19 protein-coding genes and 1 tRNA gene are annotated in these 23,320 nt (G+C 32.0%); 8 read left to right on the forward strand and 12 right to left on the reverse strand.

Annotation, left to right across the window (positions count from 1 at the left end):
- Positions 1 to 211: 211 nt before the first annotated feature.
- The 6 genes from IW20_RS23220 to IW20_RS23245 all read right to left on the reverse strand — a co-directional run bounded on the left by IW20_RS23220 (position 212) and on the right by IW20_RS23245 (position 5,998).
- Positions 212 to 646, reverse strand: a complete 435-nt coding sequence (locus IW20_RS23220) for a response regulator (RefSeq protein ID WP_035628255.1) — start codon at positions 644 to 646, stop codon at positions 212 to 214.
- A 13-nt stretch (positions 647 to 659) separates the two neighbouring features.
- Entirely contained in the window at positions 660 to 1,946 is a 1,287-nt protein-coding gene (locus IW20_RS23225) for a sensor histidine kinase (protein ID WP_035628320.1), read from the reverse strand.
- A 559-nt stretch (positions 1,947 to 2,505) separates the two neighbouring features.
- A complete protein-coding gene (locus IW20_RS23230; RefSeq protein WP_081912556.1) occupies positions 2,506 to 3,024 on the reverse strand; it encodes an endonuclease V in 519 nt (172 codons plus the stop codon).
- The gene (locus IW20_RS23235) at positions 3,021 to 3,821 is read right to left on the reverse strand and encodes an alpha-ketoglutarate-dependent dioxygenase AlkB (protein WP_035628257.1); all 801 of its coding nucleotides are present in this window, start codon (positions 3,819 to 3,821) and stop codon (positions 3,021 to 3,023) included. Before IW20_RS23235 ends, IW20_RS23230 begins: the two co-directional genes overlap by 4 nt.
- A 14-nt stretch (positions 3,822 to 3,835) precedes the next feature.
- On the reverse strand, positions 3,836 to 5,065 hold the full coding sequence (locus IW20_RS23240; RefSeq protein WP_035628258.1) for a hypothetical protein: 1,230 nt from the start codon (positions 5,063 to 5,065) through the stop codon (positions 3,836 to 3,838).
- A gap of 234 nt (positions 5,066 to 5,299) precedes the next feature.
- Positions 5,300 to 5,998: a pseudouridine synthase gene (locus IW20_RS23245; RefSeq protein WP_035628260.1), complete on the reverse strand. Its 699-nt coding sequence runs from the start codon at positions 5,996 to 5,998 to the stop codon at positions 5,300 to 5,302.
- Positions 5,999 to 6,382: 384 nt separating this feature from the next.
- Between IW20_RS23245 and IW20_RS23255 the strand changes: the two genes are divergently transcribed.
- The 3 genes from IW20_RS23255 (at position 6,383) to IW20_RS23265 (ending at position 8,839) form a co-directional block, all read left to right on the forward strand.
- Complete coding sequence (locus IW20_RS23255) at positions 6,383 to 6,751, forward strand: hypothetical protein (protein WP_035628264.1); 369 nt, start codon at positions 6,383 to 6,385, stop codon at positions 6,749 to 6,751.
- Positions 6,752 to 7,113: 362 nt separating this feature from the next.
- Complete coding sequence (locus IW20_RS23260) at positions 7,114 to 7,875, forward strand: hypothetical protein (RefSeq protein ID WP_035628266.1); 762 nt, start codon at positions 7,114 to 7,116, stop codon at positions 7,873 to 7,875.
- Between the two features lie 28 nt (positions 7,876 to 7,903).
- Positions 7,904 to 8,839: a tetratricopeptide repeat protein gene (locus IW20_RS23265; protein ID WP_035628268.1), complete on the forward strand. Its 936-nt coding sequence runs from the start codon at positions 7,904 to 7,906 to the stop codon at positions 8,837 to 8,839.
- Positions 8,840 to 9,034: 195 nt separating this feature from the next.
- On the opposite strand, the gene IW20_RS23270 is transcribed toward IW20_RS23265, so the two are convergent.
- From IW20_RS23270 to IW20_RS23290, 5 genes are all read right to left on the reverse strand, one after another.
- Positions 9,035 to 9,107 (reverse strand) — tRNA-Met (locus IW20_RS23270).
- A gap of 222 nt (positions 9,108 to 9,329) precedes the next feature.
- Positions 9,330 to 10,664 carry an anaerobic C4-dicarboxylate transporter family protein gene (locus IW20_RS23275; protein ID WP_035628270.1) on the reverse strand — a complete coding sequence of 445 codons (1,335 nt, stop codon included), beginning with the start codon at positions 10,662 to 10,664 and terminating at the stop codon, positions 9,330 to 9,332.
- Positions 10,661 to 12,070: an aspartate ammonia-lyase gene (aspA, locus tag IW20_RS23280; protein ID WP_035628272.1), complete on the reverse strand. Its 1,410-nt coding sequence runs from the start codon at positions 12,068 to 12,070 to the stop codon at positions 10,661 to 10,663. The genes IW20_RS23275 and aspA overlap by 4 nt, the downstream gene beginning before the upstream one ends.
- Before the next feature lie 30 nt (positions 12,071 to 12,100).
- Positions 12,101 to 13,150 (reverse strand): type II asparaginase, encoded by a 1,050-nt coding sequence (locus IW20_RS23285; protein WP_035628274.1) that lies wholly within the window; start codon positions 13,148 to 13,150, stop codon positions 12,101 to 12,103.
- A gap of 31 nt (positions 13,151 to 13,181) precedes the next feature.
- On the reverse strand, positions 13,182 to 14,423 hold the full coding sequence (locus IW20_RS23290) for a DcaP family trimeric outer membrane transporter (protein ID WP_035628276.1): 1,242 nt from the start codon (positions 14,421 to 14,423) through the stop codon (positions 13,182 to 13,184).
- Positions 14,424 to 15,045: 622 nt separating this feature from the next.
- Here IW20_RS23290 and IW20_RS23295 point away from each other — a divergent pair.
- The 4 genes from IW20_RS23295 (at position 15,046) to IW20_RS23310 (ending at position 21,093) form a co-directional block, all read left to right on the forward strand.
- Positions 15,046 to 15,702, forward strand: coding sequence for a succinate dehydrogenase cytochrome b subunit (locus IW20_RS23295; RefSeq protein WP_035628279.1), 657 nt, complete (start codon positions 15,046 to 15,048; stop codon positions 15,700 to 15,702).
- A 7-nt stretch (positions 15,703 to 15,709) separates the two neighbouring features.
- Entirely contained in the window at positions 15,710 to 17,620 is a 1,911-nt protein-coding gene (locus tag IW20_RS23300; protein WP_394363659.1) for a fumarate reductase/succinate dehydrogenase flavoprotein subunit, read from the forward strand.
- A gap of 15 nt (positions 17,621 to 17,635) precedes the next feature.
- On the forward strand, positions 17,636 to 18,382 hold the full coding sequence (locus tag IW20_RS23305; RefSeq protein ID WP_035628283.1) for a succinate dehydrogenase/fumarate reductase iron-sulfur subunit: 747 nt from the start codon (positions 17,636 to 17,638) through the stop codon (positions 18,380 to 18,382).
- A 347-nt stretch (positions 18,383 to 18,729) separates the two neighbouring features.
- Positions 18,730 to 21,093: a mechanosensitive ion channel family protein gene (locus tag IW20_RS23310; RefSeq protein ID WP_035628285.1), complete on the forward strand. Its 2,364-nt coding sequence runs from the start codon at positions 18,730 to 18,732 to the stop codon at positions 21,091 to 21,093.
- Between the two features lie 36 nt (positions 21,094 to 21,129).
- Here the strand turns inward: IW20_RS23310 and IW20_RS23315 are convergent, their stop codons facing one another.
- Positions 21,130 to 21,996 carry an AraC family transcriptional regulator gene (locus IW20_RS23315; RefSeq protein WP_035628287.1) on the reverse strand — a complete coding sequence of 289 codons (867 nt, stop codon included), beginning with the start codon at positions 21,994 to 21,996 and terminating at the stop codon, positions 21,130 to 21,132.
- Positions 21,997 to 22,159: 163 nt separating this feature from the next.
- Here IW20_RS23315 and IW20_RS23320 point away from each other — a divergent pair, with 163 nt between their 5' ends.
- The gene (locus IW20_RS23320) at positions 22,160 to 23,080 is read left to right on the forward strand and encodes a dihydrodipicolinate synthase family protein (protein ID WP_035628324.1); all 921 of its coding nucleotides are present in this window, start codon (positions 22,160 to 22,162) and stop codon (positions 23,078 to 23,080) included.
- The last annotated feature ends 240 nt before the right edge of the window (positions 23,081 to 23,320 follow it).

Consider the following 23,320-nt stretch of genomic DNA (forward strand, 5'->3'; position numbering starts at 1 on the left):
ATAACAAACATTATCTCACAAACATAAGAGCCTTTTAACGCTTATGCAATACCCACTTTTAGTGATATTCAAAAAAATAATTAACCAAAATACTGATGATGTTGTAATTTCTTACGAATGTAACCAATCTTCTGGAGATATTTTTAATAAATTTAATGAACAATATTGCTTTTATTAACCTTAATAAATCATAAGAATACTACTGTAGATTTTAAATAAATTGTTTTTTTAATGATAATTCAAGTCTTATAAGTTCAAATTTATCTCTATCGAGAGGCTTGTTAAGAAAACGAATTACCGATGGAATATTTTCTACACGTTTAAGGTCATCAGGATGTGTAGATGAGGTAATCATTATAATGAAACAATTTCTTCGTATTATTTCTGAGAATTTTATGTATTCCTCAAGAAATTCAAAACCATTCATTCCGGGCATATTAATATCTAGAAAGATGAGTTGAGGGAGTAAATCAGGTGTAGCTTCTAATGAAAGGAGATATTTTAAGGCTTCTGGTGCTGAATCTAGCAAAACAGTTTCTTCAGCAAAATAATACTTTTCAGCCATTCGTTTAGCTATATAACGGTCAGTTGCGTTATCATCTACAACGAGAATTTTTTTAAACGGTGGTGTAGTTGTCTGTTCCATAGGTTAAGTTTATTTACTTGTTTGGAATTTTAATTGCAAAGGTGGTTCCCTGGCCAATTTCAGATTGAACTTTTATGTTTCCATTGAGCTTATTTATTGCTTCTTTTACGATGTATAATCCAAGTCCGGAACCAACAGATTCTTGAGACACTCGATAAAACATATCGAATATTTTTGAGTGTACTTCTTTATGGATGCCAATACCATTATCCTGCACAATGATACTAGTTTCGACATTTGAAGTTACTATTTTGATATTGATAAATGGATTAGAAATTTGTGCGTTTTGATACCGAATTGAATTCGAAATAAGATTATTTAGTATCGTAACTAAGCGATTTTTATCAGAATAAACGGGAGTATCGCCAATGACGTCTACTTTAAAACCTACCCTCCTATTGGTATCTCCCATGAACTTTAAATTTTGAGTTACATCATTAAGAAGTTCATTAAAGTCAATTTTTTCCTTATGAACTTCCATCCTTGAATTTCTCGAATAAACGAGAATATCAGAGATGAAACTATCTAATTTTTTAGCATTTTCTTTTAGCATCTGGAGATGTCCTAGCATTAATTCTTCGGCAGTATCATCTTGAGCAATTTCAATAAGTCCAAGCATAGAGTTTAATGGCGCACGTAAATCATGCGAAGTACTATATACAAAACGATCAAGTTCGTAATTTGCAGTTTTTAGCTCTTGATTCTCAATTTCCCTTTTCCTAAATGTTTGGTCGATATGTGCTTCACTATAATTTTTAAATTGATAAGCCCATAATCCACAAAGACCAAAAATAGTTGTAGCTAGTATTATATGAATTATAAAAGTTTGTAACGACATATAATCTAGCTGAGTAAAGTAAATTTCATTAAAACCTCTGTATTGTAAATAACCAAACAGTGCATGATGAAATATTACAACTAATGTTAAGGGAATTTGGAGTTTCCAGTTTTGATAAGTAATAAGTATTGCACTTGCTACGAATGCTGTAAAATGCATTTCGAACATACCATACATTTGATAAATGTATTGACACATAAAAATACCCAATATCGTACTGAGTACATACTGGTAAAAATCTGAATCTGGCAAAGCCAATTTTGACGAATAATAGGCAACAAGCAACAAACTGCCTACTCCTATTGCTATTTGCCAAGTATCATAATAAAAAGCAAGTAATAAACCGACAATAAAAAAACTGAAAAGAAAATAATTAATCAGGTTATCAGATTTTCTTTTTATTGCCAAAAGGAATTCTTGAATATGTATCGACTGTTCTATATCATCTATTTTCTGCTTCATACTATTTTTGCGATTTGGTAGTTCACATTTAAACATTTTAAGGCAAAGGCAAATAGGTTTAAAAAGTGTATGAAAAGGAGTTTAATCCCTTAAAATTAATATATCTTCCTCTCGTATGTCAATTTTATGTAGGTTAAAGGAAGTGATATGCTATAATGTTGATAAAAAGATTCAACTTAAGAACGGAATAAAATAACTATTTTACTTCAAGCTTTTGCAAGTGAGTTTGCTGAGAATAAGTTTATAAAGCGATGAACTACATAAACTTTAGCTAATTTATGAAAAAAAATAACAAAGTAAGATTTTGTTTGTTATAATATACTCGGAAATTATGATTAATTAACAGAGTGTATTCTACTTTAAATTTTTGATTTTTTAAAATTAATTAAGCAAATAGCACATTTACTATTTGAATTTAAATTATCCCAGAGATTCTTTATTTTACAGAAAGATAAAATAAAAACTTAAATTAATCTTATAAAAAAACTCCAGATTTCTCTGGAGTTTTTGTTTTAGTCTGTGGGAAGATTAGAAGTATTTAATCAACTTCCAGAATAACTTATATTTCTTTTGTCAACCTGTCTAATTCTTTTAATAAAGTAGGGAATCTAAATTCCCCAGCCATACTTTCAACTTTTGTAAATGCATCGTCTAAATCAATACCGATTGAAGTAATAAAAAGCGGTTTTTTACTATCGCCTCTAAATAAGCTTTTTTTATCTTTATTTAATGATGCAAAATTAGTTTTAGCCACGCCAATTATTGGAATTTTCTGATTTAATTTTTCGTACAAATGTCCTCCTAAACCATTTTTCTTATCATCATCCAGATAAATATATCCATCAACAATAATAGCATCAATATTCTCCAGATTCATCTTTTGCAAAAGACTTAAAATACAAGGTAATTCTCTTCGATAAAATTCTCCTGGAATATAATCTTCAATATTATCAATTATTTCTGAATGTACTTTATAATCTTTGCTATGATCCCATTGATTAAATTCAATACAGACGGTTTTGGCTTTACCGTCAAAATAATAAGTGTCAAATGCCAAAAGCACAAAATTTTCTATCATAATCCTATTGGTTTCATTGTATCACTCGTACTTAATGTGTACGGTAATATTGGATAAACAAAATTTAAATTGTTATTTTCCTGTCCTCTTAAAGTATAAAATTCTTTTTTCTGATTCTCATCAGCTAATGTTAATAATTCTCCATCAGATAAATATGGTAAGTTATCTTTAAAATGTACAAATGTTTTTGATTTTCTAAAAGTAATTCCAAGCCATTTATTGTCTGATTCAAATTTCTTTTTACTTAGAGTAGATTCTAGTATAATTTTATGAAGAAACTTTTCATTAGTAGCTAAAGAAAACAAGACAATAGAATTATGAGTTAGCGAAATTTCGAATTCTTCATTATTGACTTTGTCTTTAATTTTTAGTTTACGGATATTCTTTTCTATTAGTTTATCAGGATTTTCATAACATGAAAACAAACCAATAAAAGAGCCCGCTTCTAAATCTAAAGATTGGTCAGAATGATAATTCATTTTAGAATAGTTACAGTCGTAAATTTCTATAAGTGCATTATTGAAATCTACCAATTGCAAATTTTCGATAGATTGATTTTGTATTGCAATATTTAGAGACGCTATAATTTGATGATGTTCATTAGAAAAATTATGAGGCGGAATATTGTAAATACTGGTTGTTCTTACGATTGGAATATTCTGATTATCTAATATATTAACTAGATTATTCCCAATTCTGCCCTTAGTAATAGTTTCAAAATTTACCGAATTTGATAATTCCTCGAATACATTTTTTTCAATGGGCAATGTAATTTTATAAAAGCCTAAGTTGTTCATTATTTATTGCCTGATTAAAATATTGGTCTTTCGTAATCACCAGAGTTCATACTAAAATGAATTTTTCCATACTCTATTTTCTTTTCACTCATGTTTTCTTCGTAATATGAATTTCTTAGGTCAATCATTGTATCCGAAGTCATTTCTTCAAGTTTAATAAGAGTGTTGTTTTCCTTAATATACGTTTGGTCATTTACATAAACAGCTTCTAGATTTGAACAACGGGCAACATATCCCATTCTAATAGGAATTTGATCTACATTTAGAACAGAAGGCTTAATTTCATGAGTATATAATCTATTGGTTGAAAGAGGTATTAAAAAAGCCGAATTTGGATACAGAGTGACACTGAATTCCTTTTCTAAAGATGCATCAGATACAGTATTTTTTAATTTAAAATGAAGTCTTGTTAGTCCGCTTGATTTCTTGTAAAACCAATCGTATCTATTTTCCTTTGATTGTGTCAAGTGGTTAAAATTAGAATTATCATAAAAAGTACAGAAAGCAATAATACCATCTTTAGACATATCCTTGGTTTTGTCAGAATGTGCTTTTATTTTAGATTTAACCTCTTTTGCATTGATATCACTTTTTATTTTATTCTCATAAATTTGAGCTAGAACATGATTAACTTTTATTTCTTGCTCAAAAGTATATTTAATTGCCTTATTTAAAGTATTTATAATAATTTGATCCGTCTTTCTAAAATTGTCTGTTGGCCCAGTAAAATTGCTTGAACATCTTAAAAGATTAAAATGAAGTAGTTCTGAATCATCTTTTTTTTCTTTTACAATCTCAGTTAAATAAATACCTTTTCTCAATGCTTTAGAATCTTTGTTTGATTCTGTCAATTCCTGAAATAAATGCTCAGATTTGATTGCATTAAAATAATCACTGTCACCAAACATATTTTGATAATAGATTCCAGCATTACTTATAAGAAGCGGAACTTCACCGAATGTTATAAATTGTAGATTATTATCTTTATAATCCTGGTAATTTCTAGATAATTCTTTGATTAAAAGAAAATTATGGTTATTATTTTTAAGTTGCTCAATATCTCCGCAGACATAAATCATTTTGTCATCTAATGAAGTTTTAATTTCAGAAAAATCATTTACTACAGTTCCACAGAATTTTTCAATCAGGTAGTTAAGTTCAGAGCTTGCGCTTGTATTTTTTTCTAAAACAATAAGAATGTTTTTGTCTTTAGTGATTCTGTTTTCAAAAGGTAATGTCATCATAGTTTATGCGTTTTCTTCCTTAGTTTAAGTCGTATATCGGCGTTTCATGTGCTAATATATGACTAATTTTATTACATAAATAAATATTGCAGATAGTAGTTTATCTTTTTTGCATTTATAAATAGTACGAATCATTATAGATAAGAAGAATTTATTTTAACAACAAAAAACTCCAGAGAAATCTGGAGTTTTTTGTTGCAGTATCGGGAAGCATTGAAGCGACAAGTTATTATTCTATTTATACTTACTCAAATCTAGATTAAGAATATCCCCTACTCTGCTAAACTCTTCATTAATCTTTGCATTTAAGATTATTTGTTCATTTTTTATTGGATGATTAAAAATTAACTGATGTGCATGAAGCATCATTCCTTTTAGGTCATAATTCTCCAGCCATAATTTGTTTTGTTTATTACAACCATGTGGTCGGCTTCCTAAAATGGGATGAAAAATATGTTTAAAATGTTTTCGTAATTGGTGCATACGTCCAGTTTCAGGAATTGCTTCTACCAAACAATATCGTGACGTAGGTTTATTATTAAATTCTAAGGCAACTTCGGCTTTTTGCAAACGATGAAAATATGTTATTGCATTTTGTTTAATGTCATCATCATTAATTAAATCATAATCAATCGTTAGTTCCTCGGGTGACCAACCACGCAAAATTGCTAAATATTTTTTTTGGACTTCACGTGTGGCGAAACGATCATTCATAATTCTCAAAACTTCTTTGTCCAACGCAAATAACAAAACACCAGATGTTTTGCGGTCTAATCGATGAATAGGATAAACGTGTTGTCCTCCTATTTGATTTCTCAATTCCTGAATAGCATAAACTTTTGCATCACGGGCATAAAATGATTTATGAACCAGCAAACCGTTTGGTTTATTAATTGCTATAATATATTCGTCTTGGTAAAGAATTTCTAACATTCGGCAAAAGTAAAGGACATTTCGATTGAAATCTCTTTTATTACTTATTTATTTCTATACTTTTCTTTTTTTTAGATTGAAAAAGAAAAGATTACCATTACAAAAACTGTTATTAATCAATTCAATTTCCTCAAATGGTAAAAACTTAAACCTTTTATTAGAGGATTTTAAACGAAATCTAACTCTTTTGATTAGAAGTTTATTATCACTCTTCATGTTAACATCTAAAACATGGTTCTTACGAAGCTGTTTACGAACGATTTTATCTATCTTAAAAGGTAATAATTGTAATAAAAATATTTTTATATTCGTATAAAAAAAAACTATCTCTAGCACCAGAACGCTACCGATAATTATACTAAACGAAACGACCAAAAACAACTTATGAAAAAAAATATTGTATTCCTTTTGCTTCTTATTAGCACTTATAGCTTTTCTCAAAACATAAATAAAGAAAAATCGTCACAAGCAGAAATCAAAGCTTTCATTCTTACCGAAACGAAAGAAGGTGGGGAATTAGATTTTTTCACAAAAATTAAAGGAATCGAATATAATGGATCACAAGTAAAACCTGGACTTATTATGACAAATATAGAAATGGCATTATATAGATGGGGCAAAGCAAATTCTGATCTTGGAGTTGAAAATATTGAAAGTACATTATTAATATTCGAAGAATTTAAAGGCAAAGAATTAAGCCGGAGAGAAAAAGAATTAATTCCTATGGGTTATAGAAACGACTTAATTAAATAACCCGCTCTACGAAGAATTCTTGCAAAAGAACAGTTTGCTGGGGCTGCTATGCGAATGTTCCCTGACTTTGTAACCGTAATCTAAATCAAGAAGGAAAATATATGCTTTTTATTTTGCTGCATCCAATAATTTTTTTTTTGTTAATAGCAGTAGCAAAACCACAGAAATTTACATTCTCACAAGTACACCAAAATATACAACAGGTAAAAAGCCTTTTTCATGGATTGTAATGAATAATCAATATATTTGGTTTTTAGTAAAGTATAACGTTTGTTATTCTTATCAATTTAAAATCGGGTGATTTTGTATAATTTATACATACGTGCAAGTTAGTCTTCAGTTTAGTAAACGTAAAAAATATCATGAAATTATACACACATCTACTCTATTTTCTTCTACTTGCTTTAATAAGCTGTAATGAAAATAGAAGCTCAAACGCTGAAGAATCCATTGAAAAGTTAACGAATAAATTTCCGGAATTAAAAATCAATGAAAAAAAATTTGGAAGTAAATTTGAACTAATTAAAAGTATAAACATTGTAAAATCAAATTTCGAAATTCAACTTTATTCCGAACCAGATTCAATAGAAAACAAACAACAAATAATTGTACTAATCTACTCTAAAAAAGAATATGCTTCAATTCCTTTCTTCAATAATAGGTATAAGGATTATTGGGAATTTCCTTTTGATAAGCCTTTAAAAAATGTCCAAAAAATCAACTCAACTTTTAGAACAGAATTAAACAATGCTTTGCGTATTTTTCCTGATCCTAAAAACCCTAGAAAAGATAGATTTTTAAAGCATGAAGTGGTAAATGAAATGTTACGATCATTGTTAGTTTGTAAAAATTTAGAAGAAAAAGATAGCTTATTAATTTATAAAAGAATATGTCCAAATTCAGATATTCCAAATGAAATTTCTGACTCCGCTTTTGTAAGGCTACGGAAAAATTATGAAAAAATGAGAAGAGAGTGGCATCCAGAGAATTTCATAATAAATTATAATTGTTATTTCGATGAAAAAAACGGAAGAATATATCAATTAAACTATGACGAAAAAAACAAAATTTACAAAGTTAAATCCTATAGACAAGATTGGGGTTTTACTCCTTTAAGTTTATAAAAAACCCTTGCCATTTATTTTAAAAAATATGAAACATTTCTTTTTAATCCTAATAACCATTACAATTCTGTCTTGTAATGATAAGAAAGCTCCTTACACGGATGGAGAAAAAGAGCACATGGAATTACATAAAGAAATGGAGAAGGTCGATAGGGAATATCAAAAGTTTCATAGCCTTTTAGTGCAGCTTTATACTGATGGAGAAAACGATCCTAGAAAAGTGCTTTTAGAGATAGACAATTTAATTGCTCTCAATAAGAAAGAAAAAGACAAATATAAGTCTCAAATTAAGTCTAATATCAACGAAGATCTTTACAGTCTTAAAGCTGAATTATATTATAAACTTGGCAAATACAATGAATCAATTAAAGAGTTAAATAATAACGAATATAAATCTGGTGATGTAGCAGCTGCTTATGCAGCAAATTATATCAAATTAAAAGATCATAAAAAAGCAAAATCATTTATTGATAGTATAGGAATAGGTTACTATATTTATGATTATGCTCTGGCAAATTATTATGAATGTGTCGGAAATAAAACCGAAGCGTTAAAAATATATAAAAAAATACAAGAAGATAAAACAATAAAGCATTATGCTTATTACAAATTAGCAGTAAATAGGCTTGATAAACTCCAGAAAAATAATGCAAAACTTCTAGATGAAATTTATTACCCTACTCAAAACCCAAATTTTGAAATAGCAGATTCTGACAATGAGAATAGAACCAAAATTTTCAATTTAATGCAGGACCTTCCGGAAAATCAAGAATGGGCTGGAACAAGTATTATAGAATCACCACAAATTAATGATAAGAATTATTACTGGGTTAGAGTTACAAATAAAGACAAGGAAGAATTCAATTATTATATTTACCAAGAAACTTTTGAGATAAAATTTTTTAATCCTAAAACTAAAAAATTATTGTCGCTCGAAGAATGGAGAAAAGAAAATAAAAACTAATCTTCCCTACTCTCCGAAGAGTTCTTATGGAAAGCTGTTCAAATATCTCCTGACTTCACACCCATAACCTAAATCAAGATAAAAAGGATATGCTTTTTAGTAATTTTGTTTGCAAAAAATTCTGAAATAGCAATTTTATAAAAACTAATACAAACAAAAAAAGCTCCAGATTTCTCTGAAGCTTTTTCATTTTAGTAGCGGGAACAGGACTCGAACCTGTGACCTTCGGGTTATGAGCCCGACGAGCTGCCTACTGCTCTATCCCGCGTTGTTTCGGGTGCAAAGATACATAGTCTTTACGGTTAAACAATACAAAAAATGAATTATTTTTAAATAAAAACAAACACCATTCTTAACCTATTGTAATTCAGATAATTTTTAAATTTAATTTATATAACAAAGCCCGATTCTTTATTGAATCAGGCTTTGTTATTTTAAGTAACAGATAAACTCTCTTTTTTAAACTTAATATGTTAAGACAGTTATTAAGTTATAAAAACATACTTAATAAAAAACCCGAAGCAATCGTAACCGCAATGGTAACAAGTCCTGGTAGCATAAAACTATGATTCACTACATACTTCCCTATACGAGTTGTGCCTGTACGGTCAAAGTCCATGGCAGCAACTAATGTAGGATAACCTGGTAGTATAAAATCAGCATTTACAGCTGGGAACATCGCAATAAGATGCGGTTGTCCAATTCCTAAAGACAATCCTATTGGCATCATAATTCTAGTTGTAGCAGCCTGACTAAATGTTAATGCCCCCATGATTACCAATGCAAAAGTAAAAGTAAACGGATACTCTGATGTTATCTCTCTAAAGGTACTTTCTATTAAAGCTTGATTTGCTCCCATAAATGTAGCACTCATCCATACTACACCAAGCACTGATACAACTGCAGTAGCCATCGAGGTAAATAAACTCATTTTTGATACTAATGCAGGAGGTGTTTTGGTAATAATCATTATTAATGCCGAAGCCGATAATGTTATCATAATTATTAATCCCGTAAGATTAACAACACCATCTGCTCCTACTGCAAATCCTGCAGCTCCTGCTCCTACATTAGGAAGAAATTGAGGAAAAGCTCCAAAAAGAATGATGATAAATATAGCTAGACCAAAGATAAAAACTGCCGTTTTTGCTCCCGGTTTTAACTCTCTATTAGACTCTGATGTTTTATCTATACTCTCGGCAAATTCTGGATCTTTCATTTTTTCGATAAATTCAGAATCTTCACTAAGTTCCTTTCCTTTTTTCCAAACTGAAATAACACCCGCTATAATACCTATCATGCAAGCAGGAATACATACTTTCATTATATCTACAACTGCTGTAGAGTACGCTAGTATAGCCGCTAATGAAGCTGTTGCAGCACTCATCGGACTGCCCGTAAGTGCCATATGAGATGCAATAACAGATATACTCAACGGTCGTTCTGGGCGTATTCTTTTCTTAGCAGAAACTTCGGCTATAATAGGAAGTAATGAATACACAATATGTGCAGTTCCAGCAAAAAGGCACAAAAAGTAAACTGTAAATGGTGCTATAAAAGTAATATGCTTCGGATTACGTCGAATAATTTTCTCGGCAATACTTACCAAATAATCCAAACCTCCAGCTGCCTGTAATGTAGCAGCTGTGGTTACAATGGCTAAAATGATAAGAAGTACCGCTATAGGAGGATCAGCAGGTCGCATATGAAAAAACAGGACAAAAATAAGCAGTCCTATCATTCCCATAACTCCCAAACCTATCCCTTTAAGCCGTGACCCAATAAGGATCATGGCCATAAGTATAGCGAATTGTACTAATATCATGAAGTAATGAATTTAGGATTAATAAGGTTGTCTATAGAGTAAATCTCATCCCATTTTTCTTGGGTAATCAATTTTCTTTCGTTTACTACAATATCATGTATTGATTTACCTGTTTTAAGTGCTTCTTTGGCAATACTTGCCGAAGATTCATATCCCAAAATTGGATTAAGCTGTGTTACAATACCAATACTATTCATCACTAAATCTTTAGCATGTTCCGCATTTGCCGTGATTCCTACAATACATTTATCTTTTAATGTATTACAAGCTTTAGCAAGATATTCTAATGATGTAAATAAAGCAAAGCCAATTACAGGTTCCATTACGTTTAATTGTAATTGTCCTGCTTCTGCTGCCATAGTAACTGTTAAATCGGCTCCAATAACATAAAAACAAGTTTGATTTACAACTTCAGGAATAACTGGATTTACTTTTCCTGGCATAATAGAAGAACCTGGCTGAAGCGCAGGTAAGTTTATTTCGTTAAAACCACAACGAGGTCCGCTGCTTAATAAACGAAGATCATTACAAACCTTACTTAATTTTATTGCACTTCTTTTTAAAGTTCCGCTTAGCTCTACAAAAGCTCCCGGATCATAAGTAGCTTCAAATAAATCACCAGCTAGTGTAACTGGAACTCCACTTACTTCTGCAAGGTATTGTACACAAAGTTCTGGGTAGCCTTCTGGTGCATTTACTTTACTACCAATAGCAGTTGCTCCCATATTTACTTCTGTAATCAATAATTCTGATTGGCGCAAACGTTGCACATCTTCTCCTATTGTTGTTGCAAAAGCATTAAACTCCTGCCCTAAAGTCATTGGTACAGCATCTTGTAACTGCGTGCGTCCCATTTTTATGATATTAGAAAACTCTTTTCCTTTTTGAAAGAATGAATCCTGCAATTGAGTTAAAGCATCTGTGAAAGCATCTATTTTAAGATAAATTGCAATTCTAAAAGCAGATGGATAAGCATCATTTGTACTTTGTGAAAGGTTTACATCGTTATTTGGGTGAAGAAATTCATATTCTCCTTTTTTATGTCCTAAATATTCTAATCCTAAGTTAGCAATTACCTCATTAGCATTCATATTTGTAGATGTTCCAGCTCCACCCTGAATAAGGTCGCTAATAAACTGATCTGCAAACTCCCCAGCTATTAATCTATCACAAGCATAAATAATAGCTTCGGCTTTTTTAGCATCTAATACTCCAAGGTCTCTATTGGCCATTGCAGCAGCTTTTTTTACATATCCAAAAGCTTTAATAAACAAAGGCTCTGATCCGATTGGAATTCCTGTTATATCAAAATTTTCTTTGGCACGTACTGTCTGTACTCCATAATAACAATTGTTTGGTATTTCTTTTTCTCCAAGAAAATCATGTTCTGTACGAAAGTTGCTCATAATGTATTGTATTAAATTATTAAAAGGTAATTAAAAACGGAAGAAATAATCTTGCAGTTCTTTTTTGTTTTTTGATTTTGTAAGTCCAAGCATCAATAATATTCTTGCTTTTTGCGGACTAAGATTATCTGATACTACTGTACCAAGTTCATTGTCATTTGTTTCTCCATCAAGCACTACTCTACCTTCTAGACAACGACTTGCGCGACATACTGCTATATTTGCTTTAGTAGCTTTTTTAATAGCATCGGTAAAAGCTTTAGAGAAATTTCCGTTTCCAACACCCGCTATTACAATACCATTTACTTTTTGTTTTACTAAGTAATCTATATAATCCGGAGATGCATCGGCATACATATATACAATTTCTACTTTAGGTAGTTTTGTTTTTTTGTTCACCTCAAAAGGAGCTGCATTGGCAGTTTCTCTTACAGATGATTTATAATATTCTACACGACCATCATAAACTTCTCCTAGCGGTCCTGAATCTGGAGATCTAAATGCATTTACTTTGGTTGTACTTGTTTTAGTAACTTCTCTAGAATCAAATATAGATTCATTAAAAGACACTAATACTCCACGTCCTTTACTTTTAGGATCTGCAGCTACAGTAATAGCATCAAATAAATTTTTAGGTCCATCGGCGCTAATAGCCGTTGCAGGGCGCATAGAACCTGTAATTACAACAGGCAATTCATGTGGTAAAACCAAATCAAGAAAATAAGCTGTTTCTTCCTGAGTATCGGTTCCGTGAGTAATAACGATACCATCGGCTTCGTTTTTACTAACTATTTCGTTAATACGGATGGCAAGTTTTCTCCATATTTCAAGACTCATATCCTGACTACCTACAGATGATATTTGCTCTCCACTAATATCCGCAATAGCATTTACACTAGGAATGCTACCTATAAGATCAGATACAGGGATTTTACCTGCTGTATATCCTGCTCTATCCGAAGATTTTCCTTCACCTGCAATAGTTCCGCCAGTGGCAAGAATAATGATTCTGGGTTTTTGTTGTCCAAAAGCCATAGATGTTGCAATACACAACAAAAATACGAGTACTAATTTTTTCATTTTTTAAATATTTATTTGGTTAATCATATTATTAGAAATTAAATAACATTCCGAAATTGATACGAACAGCATTAGCACCTTGCGTATTTCCGTCTGCATATTGCAATTGTTTGTACCCTACTTGTGGTTCAAGAGCAATTGTCAGAAAATCAAAGAAGTCATACGATGCATTAAGCGTAAACTGATAATTTGTCATTCGGTCCCAACCAGCTAGTGTACCTGCTCCATCATAAAAATGATTATAAGAAGCCATTACCATCGAGTGAAACTTTTTATTAAAGAAACGTTCATACGAAACAAAACCTGCATGTACAGGTAATAAATCTAGTTTTCCTGAAAAATCTGCTCTGGCAAAACCATCAAGACCAGATCCTCCTACGGCTAAAAAATAATCACTAATTCCTTTACCAATTGTCCATTGCGCTTGAAGGTTATTTACTAAACCTGATTTTTTTCTAAAAAATATACTTGTCATAGCAGTAACACCACCACCGCTTTGAGAATCAAAATCAAACTCTGTTTTTCCAGCTGCTATATCCTCAGAGTCATAAGCGATACTGCGATAAAGACCTGATAATTTCATAAAACCTCCATTATCAAAAGCATATCGTATACCTGCCACAGCATCGGGAGCTCTAGAGGGAGCGTAATCTACACCGTGAGTTGGGCTTAAAGTGTAATCATACAAACGTCGTGGCTCCATATACTCTGCAGAAAGCATAAACGATGTATGACCGTTTTCTTTAAAAAGACCTGTATAACGTACCTGAATCCTACGAGAGAGTACCATACCTGTTGGGCCGTCCCAATCTAATAATGGCGCAGGCCATAATGATGAATCTCCAAAATTTGACCAAGTTTGTCCTACTGTCCAATGATCGTATTGAATATAAGCATGGCGTAGTCTAAACTGGGAGGTATTATTAGCACCTTCAAAATCAGCTTCTAACATTGACTTTAGTTCTTTACCATTATTTAATTGTATCGTACTTACAAAACGCAATTGCGACTGTCTCATATCCATACTAAAAGCAGGAATATCTAAGCCCGAAACATCATTTTTATGAATAAGAAAAGAACTATTGCCCGCAAGGCTTCCTTTAATATCATAAATTCCATTTAATTTAAGTCTTCCTATAAGTCTGGCTGTAACTTTAGGTTTTCCGTTTAAAGTATCCTTAGATTCTACTGCCATTAATTGGGCATTTACAGAATCGCATAATAATACACAAGAACAAAAAAGGACCAATAGTAAAAGTTTGTTTTGTTTCATAATTTATAAAATAAAGGGATATAATAACGGAGTACAATTACTCTCTTTTTTTGAGAATAGTGAGTATAATTACTCCATTACAGATGCATTAACAACAGTATTGGATAATTAGAAATTCTATCTAGATAAACTATTAGAAAATTGGCGTTGTGGTATTGTAGACGGGCCTAAAAAGTTTAATCCACTCTAATAGGATTAGTTTTTTTGCTATTACAAAGCTTGTATTAAAACGTAATAACGTTAGTCGGTTAAAAGGTATCTTTTTCATACAATTCCTAATGTTAGATTAAGTATACAAAATCGTTGATACAAACAAATATAAAAATAAATACTGCAAAATCTTACAAAAAATAATTTGTTTATTCTTAATAATTTACCTATTACATAATAACAAGGCTACTTATTTTTTAATAACACATTATTAATAGACTATTTACACTAAAAATTAAATAATAAGTAATATAAAGCTTTTTTAGCTTTTTTTTCAAAAAAAATATTCCAATCAATTATTTACACCCATTCCATTTAACATTTTTAATTAAAAGATTCATTCTAAAATTAAATGAATTATAGTAAATTAGGGTTCCCTTAATATTAAGTCTTAAAAAAAATCTTGCAAATAATGAAATCTACTACTTTAAAAAACAAGATGATTATCGCAGCCACTGGCCTTTTCTTATGCTTTTTCCTTGTAATACATCTGCTTGGTAATTTACAACTTTTTTTGCCCGAAGATCAGGCAAGAGAACAATTCAATTGGTACTCTAAATTACTATCAGGCAATGTGTTCATCAAAATTATTTCCTGGATTTTATATTTATCCATAATAGGACATGCAATTTATGCAATAATTGTTACCATAAAAAATAATACTGCAAATAGTCAGAACTACCATTACGACAAACGGAATTTTGCCAGTGCATGGAATAGTCGAAACATGGGCGTATTAGGTACTATCCTACTCCTGTTTCTTATTATACATTTTAAGGATTTCTGGTACGTATATAAATTCACAAACCTACCCTTAGATGCAGCTGGCAATAAAGACTTATATGAAATTGTTATACAATCGTATTCGCAACTATGGTATGTAGTACTTTATGAGATCTCATTTGTTGCATTAGGTTTTCATTTATTACATGGCTTTTTTAGTGCATCAAGAACAATGGGGCTTTATCATCCTAAATATGTAAAAGCCATAAAAATATTTGGATGGGGATATACCCTAATCATCACAGGAGGCTTCATGGCAATTCCCCTTTATATTTATTTAAAATAGTATGAAAATGAGAGATTCAAAAATACCAGATGGCCCACTGGCTGATAAGTGGAATAATTATAAAGCAAAAGCAAAACTTGTAAACCCTGCCAACAGAAAGAAACTTACTATTATTGTTGTAGGAACAGGACTTGCAGGATCTTCTTGTGCGGCATCACTTGCAGAACAAGGTTATAATATCCAATCATTCTGTTTTCAGGATTCTCCCAGAAGAGCACATTCTGTTGCTGCACAAGGAGGCGTAAATGCTGTAAAGAATTATAAAAATGATGGCGACAGCGTATACAGAATGTTTTACGATACTATAAAAGGAGGAGATTTTAGATCTCGTGAAGCCAATGTGTATCGATTAGCCGAATGTTCCGCTAGTTTAATCGATCAATCTGTGGCGCAAGGTGTACCTTTTGCAAGAGAATATGGAGGTTATCTTAACAATAGATCCTTTGGAGGTGTACAGGTTTCCAGAACCTTTTACGCCCGAGGACAAACGGGGCAACAGCTTTTGCTTGGAGCATACCAATCGCTACTTCGACAAGTAAACACGGGTAAAGTTACCATGCACACGCGTCACGAAATGCTAGAATTAGTTTTGGTAGATGGCAAAGCCAAAGGGATTATAGCTCGTAATTTAGAAACTGGAGCTATAGAACGTCATGCTGCCGATGCGGTTGTACTCGCTACAGGTGGTTATGGCAAAGTTTATTATTTGTCTACACTTGCTATGGGATGCAATAGTTCGGCAATATGGCGAGCACATAAAAAAGGAGCTTATATGGCTGGAGTAAGCTGGATTCAGTTCCACCCTACTTGTCTTCCGCAACATGGAGAAAACCAATCAAAGCTTACGCTAATGTCCGAATCCCTCCGAAATGACGGTCGTATTTGGGTACCTAAAAAAGCGGGAGATAATAGAACTCCTAATACTATTCCCGAAGAAGAAAGAGATTATTATCTCGAACGTCGTTATCCTGCCTTTGGTAATCTTGCTCCCAGAGATATTTCTTCTAGAGCAGCCAAAGAGCGAATTGATTCTGGTCATGGTGCTGGCCCAATGAAAAATGCTGTTTACCTAGATTTCTCAGATGCAATCGCTGTACAGGGCAAGAAAAACATCGAAGCCAAATACAGCAATCTTTTTGCTATGTATGAAAAAATAAACGGAATCGATGCTTATAAAGAACCTATGCTTATCTCGCCTGCAGCACATTTTACAATGGGCGGTCTTTGGGTCGATTATGAACTTATGACTACAATTCCTGGATTGTTTGCACTCGGAGAAGCTAATTTTGCAGATCATGGCGCGAATAGACTTGGTGCAAATTCTCTGCTTCAAGCTTGTGTCGATGGGTATTTTATAGCTCCTTATACAATTCCGAATTATTTATCTGGCGAACTAAATGCAGCCCGAATTAGCACGGATCATCCCGCTTTCGCGGAAGCAGAAAAAACAGTTAGAGATCAATTAAATAGGTTCTTGCAGAGCAAAGGAAATCTATCTACCGATTATTTTCATAAAACTATAGGACGATTATTGTATGAAAAATGTGGATTATCCCGAAGCAAACAAAATCTTGAAGAAGCTATTGTAGCGATAAAAGCTTTGAAAGCATCTTTTGAAAAAGATTTACTAATAACTGGTGACGATAAATTAAATAGTGAATTAGAAAAAGCGGGACGTGTAGCCGATTATATAGAACTAGCTGAGTTAATGTGTTACGATGCATTACAGAGAGAAGAGTCTTGCGGAGCACATTTTAGAGAAGAATACCAAAGCAACGAAGGAGAAGCGGTACGAAATGATGCCGATTATTGTTATGTATCGGCTTGGGAATGGAAAGGTGAATCGAATCCTCCTGAATTACACAAAGAGCCTTTAGTATTCGAATCAGTAGAACTTGCAGTACGTAGCTACAAATAATTAAAATTTAAAGAAATGAAACTATATCTTAAAATATGGCGCCAATTAAATGCCGATTCCAAAGGAGAAATGGTAGATTATGAAATAGATGGCGTTACCGAACATATGTCTTTCCTGGAAATGCTTGATCTTTTAAACGAATCACTTATCCAACAACGCGAACGTGTTATAGAATTTGACCATGATTGTAGAGAAGGGATTTGCGGGCAATGTGGTGTTATGATTAATGGTAGAGCGCATGGGCCTTTAAAGCATACTACAACTTGCCAGCTCCATATGCGAAGTTTTAAGGATGGCGACACTATATATATTGAACCTTTTAGAGCAACGGCTTTTCCTGTAGTTCGAGATTTAAAAATCAACAGAACTGCATTTGATGCTATTATTACAGCCGGAGGTTATATCGGAGCGTCAACTGGTCAGGCTCCTGAGGCTAATACCATTCCTATATCCTACGAAACAGTCGAAGCTTCCTTTGATGCTGCGGCTTGTATAGGTTGTGGTGCTTGTGTTGCGACTTGTAAGAACTCTAGTGCCGCCTTATTTGTTGGTGCCAAAATAACTCACTTAGCATTGCTTCCGCAAGGGAAAATCGAAGCATCAAAAAGAGTTTTAACAATGGTAAACCAAATGGACTCAGAAGGTTTTGGAGCTTGTTCTAACACCGAAGCATGCGAAGTAGAATGTCCGCAGGGTATTTCGGTATTATCTATTGCCAAAATGAATTATGAGTATAATAAAGCATTGGTTATGAGGAAATAATCTTAAACCAAAACACAAATTTTTCAACCATATAAGTTATTTAAGAAAATATAAGTTTATTAAATCTCTCCTATTTCAACCATAGCCCACGGTTACAACCGTGGGATTCAGATTGGGATAATATATTGCGTTCCAACGGTTGAAACCGTTGGCTATGGTTATAACATGTTGTTTATAGATGCAATCCGCTATCCAGCTATTTTTACACAACTCACTTAAATGAACTTACATTACTTATATGGTTTAAAGATATAAGCATGATTTCTTTTGAGCCAAACAAAACATAAAGTTTAGAATTTGTAAGCTTATTTATCTAATTTTGGCGACCTTAATACACGGTTTATATCATGCTTTACAAAAGAAATTTCATTTGCCTTTTATCATTACTAGCAATACTGTTCTTCTCTCCTATTTCCTATTCGCAAACAACTACCGCTACTCCTGTACCAAAACCAGAAGGGCGTGCAAAACTATTTGATGGTGCAGCCAATAACGATAGTGAGTATCTTATGGCTATCGAAAAAGCTGGTGAAGTGGTACAATCTGCATACAATGATGCAAATTTTGAAGGAAGCACTTTTCATTTGTTTGCTGAAATTGATAGAACACAACAGAAATTAGATCTTATTCTAGCCAACTTAAAAGGAGCAAATCCAAATGTACGAAACCAACAAATGTATCGTATCGTACTCGAAGAAATTCGTCAGGAACTAGAGGAACAAAATATTGCCATTAATTTACGCAACAAGAACTTTGATAAAATTAAAGGTCGATTTGCTGACTTACGTAAAGACAAAACCTTAATTACACTACTAAAAGACACCATACTTCGTAAGCAATTTAAAGATGAATTTGCAAATCTTAAAAAAAGTTATTTAAGTACAGATAGTCTTATGAACCATAATCTTGAGGTTCTTAATACCAAAAACAGGCTTACAGTACAAAGAAAAATAGCTGTTTCGAGCGCACTTCTGACAGTAGAAAAAAGACTTGAAAAATCAGGAATAAGTATTCTTGGCAGAGAATATCCGCATATATGGAATACAAGTGATTCGATTGCTAAAAAAGATATATCTCAAAATATTAAAGCCAAAGTTGCTATAGAGAATAGTGTTGTTTCGTACTATTTAAATTATAGTATTAGCGGATTGATTACTTTAGCTTTTTTCATGGGATTACTTACATGGTACATTTCTCGTAACATCAAGTACCTGAAAAACAATAATCACTTTGAAAATCTTTCGTTATTAAACTTCAAATACTTAAACAGCGGTATTATTATTCCGGTAATTGTAATTGGACTTAATATTGCTATCGTAAGTAATTTATATGCCCCTGCTTTATTTATAGAAGCATTACAACTAATACTACTTGTTATACTTACTTTTCTTTTTAAAAATCATTGGTCTAAGGAGTCAATGCGAAACTTATTTCTCTTAGTAGGATTATTTTCTGGGCTTTGTTTTCTAGACTTATTTATCGGAGTTGGCTTTTTCCAACGCTGTGCTTTTATCCTAATTAATGTCTTCGGAATACGTTATGGATTGGTTCAGCTTAAGAGTATCAAAGATCAATTATATATCAAAGGATTCTTTAAATGGGCAAGTATAATATTCATAGGATTAAACGCTTTGGCTATATTTTTTAATATTTTCGGAAGAGTTTCACTTTCTAATATGCTAAGTCTTACTGCCTTTATTGCAATTACTCAAATCATTGCGCTTAGTGTACTTTTAAAAATCATTCTTGAAATTATCCTTTTACAAATATATACTACAAGAATCAAACGCGGAATCGAAACCATTTTTGATCACGAGAGTTTATCAGATACATTAAAGAAACCTTTTATAATTGTAATTAGTTATATGTGGTTAGTTGTGATAGCGTCAAATTTAAATATTTGGGAATCATTACGCACCTCATTTAAAACAATACTTACACACCCAAATACTATTGGTAGTATAACATTTACTTTGGGTAATATTGTCTTATTTTTTATCATAATCTGGCTAGCTCACCTTCTGCAAAAATATGTTGCGTACTTTTTTGGTGAAGTTGATGATGAGAATGAAGAAAACGTAAACAAACGTCAGCATTCTAAACTATTAATCACACGTCTTGTGGTATTAATAAGTGGTTATTTATTGGCCGTTGCAGCATCGGGAATGCCGCTAGATAAACTAAGTATATTATTAGGAGCTTTAGGAGTTGGTGTTGGACTTGGTTTGCAAAACATTGTAAGCAATTTTGTATCGGGTATTATTTTGATTTTTGATAAACCAATACAAATCGGCGATGTAATCGAAATTAGTTCACAATCGGGTCGTGTTAAAGCCATGGGACTTCGTACAACCAAAATTAATGCTCCAAACGGAGCCGAAATTATAATACCAAATGGTAATTTATTATCTCAAAATATAACTAACTGGACGTATACTGATAACTTTAAACTAGTAGAGATTTCCTTTGATGTAGAAGGTGATATTGCTCCGGATGATATTAATTTAATTGTATTAGAAGCACTTCAAACTCAAACATTAATAAACAATTCCAGAACGCCACAAATTTATTACACTGCTATATCAGATGGCAATTACAAATTACTAGTGAAATTCTGGTGCAGTATTTATCGTACCGAAGAAACGATTAGTAATGCACGCCAGGTATTGTTTAGTGATTTTAAAGCCAAAGGTTTAAAATTTTCAACATAAAAACGCTAAATTAAATAATGGATTTTAAAATCAGGATTATGATTTTTCTTTCCATTTTAGCATTTGAGATTTTCGATAAGCAAGGGGAGAAATCCCCTTTATTTCTTTAAATTTTCTATTGAAATTAGAAATATTATTAAATCCACATAATTCTGAAACTTCCAGAACAGATAACTCTTGTGATCTGGATAATAACTTCCCCGCCCGCTCAATCCGTATTTCTATCAGGAACTGAAAAAATGTTTTGTTGGTCCGGACTTTAAAGTATTTGCAAAAAGCATTTTTAGTCATGTTTGATAAAGCAGCAATTTCTTCCAGCGTAATATTCTTCTGAAAATTAGTCATTACATATTCAAAAACCGTTTGCATTCGCTTTCCTTCATTATCTGTAATTTTCTTATCGTATATATAACTAGAAAGTGGTGTTTTATTCTCTTGAGATAACTTCTTAGTTATTTCCAAAAAAAGAATAAAACGATCAAACTCATTTACTTTTTTTATTTTCTTAAATGACTTCACCACTTTATTCGAAGGATTGTTTACTACAAAACCGTTCTTACTGTTTTCCCAAAATGGCTGAATATCTTTTAGTGCAGGAAGCATAAAGAAATCTTTCCCAAAAGAGTTCGCCGTAAAAAACAATGTTAGCATTACCGAAAGCTCATTCGTATTATTTTCGCTCCTAAACACATGAGGTAAATTACTACCTATAACCACAACATCACCTTTTTGATAAGGAGAAATTGTATCGCCTACAAAAATGGTTCCTTCCCCATTCTCGATATAGCTTATTTGTATTTCTTCATGTTGATGCAATTTATCATAAAAAACAAATTCTACGTCTTCTTGATAAATGAGTGAATCTTCTTTCGTTTTTGGAATCTTAAATGGAAATACTTTCATAACGGATTAATTATATGCCATAAATATAAAAAAATGTATACATATTAAGTAATATTTTTAAAAATTAGTATTAAATCGGATAATATAGTATCTTTTTATGATAACTTACCTAATTACATATTTACAGGTTATAAATATTTTTGAAAAAATTAAAATCGTAATTATGAGTATTCAATGGAAAGGCGTTATGCCAGCAGTTACAACAAAGTTTACTGCCGATGACAAGTTAGACTTCAACATGTTTGGAGTAAATGTAAGAGCTCAGCTCGATGCAGGTGTTTCAGGAATTATCCTAGGAGGAACACTTGGTGAAGCAAGCACTTTATTAGAAGATGAAAAAAAAGAATTAATCAAAGAGACTATCAGTATCGTTAACGGACAAGTTCCTGTGATTATGAATATAGCCGAGCAAACTACTCGAGCTGCTATTCAGGCTGCAAATAAGGCAGAAGAAAACGGTGCAAAAGGATTAATGTTATTGCCTCCTATGCGTTATAATGCAGCAAGTCATGAAACAGTTACTTATTTCTCTGAGGTAGCAAAAAGCACTTCGTTACCTATCATGATTTATAACAATCCTATTGATTACAAAATTGAGGTAACATTGGATATGTTCGAAGAAATTTTAAAATTTGATAATATTCAGGCAGTTAAAGAATCTACAAGAGATATATCAAATGTTACAAGAATTATAAACCGCTTTAAAGGACGTTTAAAGGTATTATCTGGTGTTGATACATTAGCATTAGAAAGTATTTTTATGGGTTCTGACGGATGGGTTTCTGGTTTAGTAGATGCATTCCCTGCAGAAACTGTAGCAATTTTTAACTTAGCAAAAGCTGGTAGAGCCGAAGAAGCATTAGCTATCTACAGATGGTTCTTGCCATTATTAGAGCTAGATATCAACCCATTATTAGTACAAAATATAAAATTAGCTGAGGTTGCTACTGGTCTGGGAACAGAGTTTGTTCGTGCGCCAAGACTACCACTTCACGGAGCAGAAAGAGAAAGAGTTTTGGGTATCATTGCAGAAGCATTGCGTACTAGACCAACGCTTCCTGAATATAGATCTGTTTTAGTATAAAATACACATTACCCGTTGGGTATAATTATTTTTTAACAAATATTTTCTTATTCAAATAAAATGATTTGTAATTATATTATGCAAATACAAATAAATAAAACTTGTAGTACAATGTATACAAAATCATTTTTTTTAAGTATACCCAACGGAGTTTACAATAACATTCTTTTTTAAGTTTAGTTAGATTTGTTTTTAGTTTGGTTTGTTTTTGAGCTGGTTATAAGAGTAGATAGCCAGCTC

The sequence above is a fragment of the Flavobacterium hydatis genome (assembly GCF_000737695.1).
GTDB lineage: Bacteria > Bacteroidota > Bacteroidia > Flavobacteriales > Flavobacteriaceae > Flavobacterium > Flavobacterium hydatis.

Coding starts and splice junctions, on each gene's coding strand:
- IW20_RS23220 (WP_035628255.1), bottom strand. CDS start 646: ATGGAACAGACAACTACACCACCGTTTAAAAAAATTCTCGTTGTAGAT.
- IW20_RS23225 (WP_035628320.1), bottom strand. CDS start 1,946: ATGAAGCAGAAAATAGATGATATAGAACAGTCGATACATATTCAAGAA.
- IW20_RS23230 (WP_081912556.1), bottom strand. CDS start 3,024: ATGATAGAAAATTTTGTGCTTTTGGCATTTGACACTTATTATTTTGAC.
- IW20_RS23235 (WP_035628257.1), bottom strand. CDS start 3,821: ATGAACAACTTAGGCTTTTATAAAATTACATTGCCCATTGAAAAAAAT.
- IW20_RS23240 (WP_035628258.1), bottom strand. CDS start 5,065: ATGATGACATTACCTTTTGAAAACAGAATCACTAAAGACAAAAACATT.
- IW20_RS23245 (WP_035628260.1), bottom strand. CDS start 5,998: ATGTTAGAAATTCTTTACCAAGACGAATATATTATAGCAATTAATAAA.
- IW20_RS23255 (WP_035628264.1), top strand. CDS start 6,383: ATGAAAAAAAATATTGTATTCCTTTTGCTTCTTATTAGCACTTATAGC.
- IW20_RS23260 (WP_035628266.1), top strand. CDS start 7,114: ATGAAATTATACACACATCTACTCTATTTTCTTCTACTTGCTTTAATA.
- IW20_RS23265 (WP_035628268.1), top strand. CDS start 7,904: ATGAAACATTTCTTTTTAATCCTAATAACCATTACAATTCTGTCTTGT.
- IW20_RS23275 (WP_035628270.1), bottom strand. CDS start 10,664: ATGATATTAGTACAATTCGCTATACTTATGGCCATGATCCTTATTGGG.
- aspA (WP_035628272.1), bottom strand. CDS start 12,070: ATGAGCAACTTTCGTACAGAACATGATTTTCTTGGAGAAAAAGAAATA.
- IW20_RS23285 (WP_035628274.1), bottom strand. CDS start 13,150: ATGAAAAAATTAGTACTCGTATTTTTGTTGTGTATTGCAACATCTATG.
- IW20_RS23290 (WP_035628276.1), bottom strand. CDS start 14,423: ATGAAACAAAACAAACTTTTACTATTGGTCCTTTTTTGTTCTTGTGTA.
- IW20_RS23295 (WP_035628279.1), top strand. CDS start 15,046: ATGAAATCTACTACTTTAAAAAACAAGATGATTATCGCAGCCACTGGC.
- IW20_RS23300 (WP_394363659.1), top strand. CDS start 15,710: ATGAGAGATTCAAAAATACCAGATGGCCCACTGGCTGATAAGTGGAAT.
- IW20_RS23305 (WP_035628283.1), top strand. CDS start 17,636: ATGAAACTATATCTTAAAATATGGCGCCAATTAAATGCCGATTCCAAA.
- IW20_RS23310 (WP_035628285.1), top strand. CDS start 18,730: ATGCTTTACAAAAGAAATTTCATTTGCCTTTTATCATTACTAGCAATA.
- IW20_RS23315 (WP_035628287.1), bottom strand. CDS start 21,996: ATGAAAGTATTTCCATTTAAGATTCCAAAAACGAAAGAAGATTCACTC.
- IW20_RS23320 (WP_035628324.1), top strand. CDS start 22,160: ATGAGTATTCAATGGAAAGGCGTTATGCCAGCAGTTACAACAAAGTTT.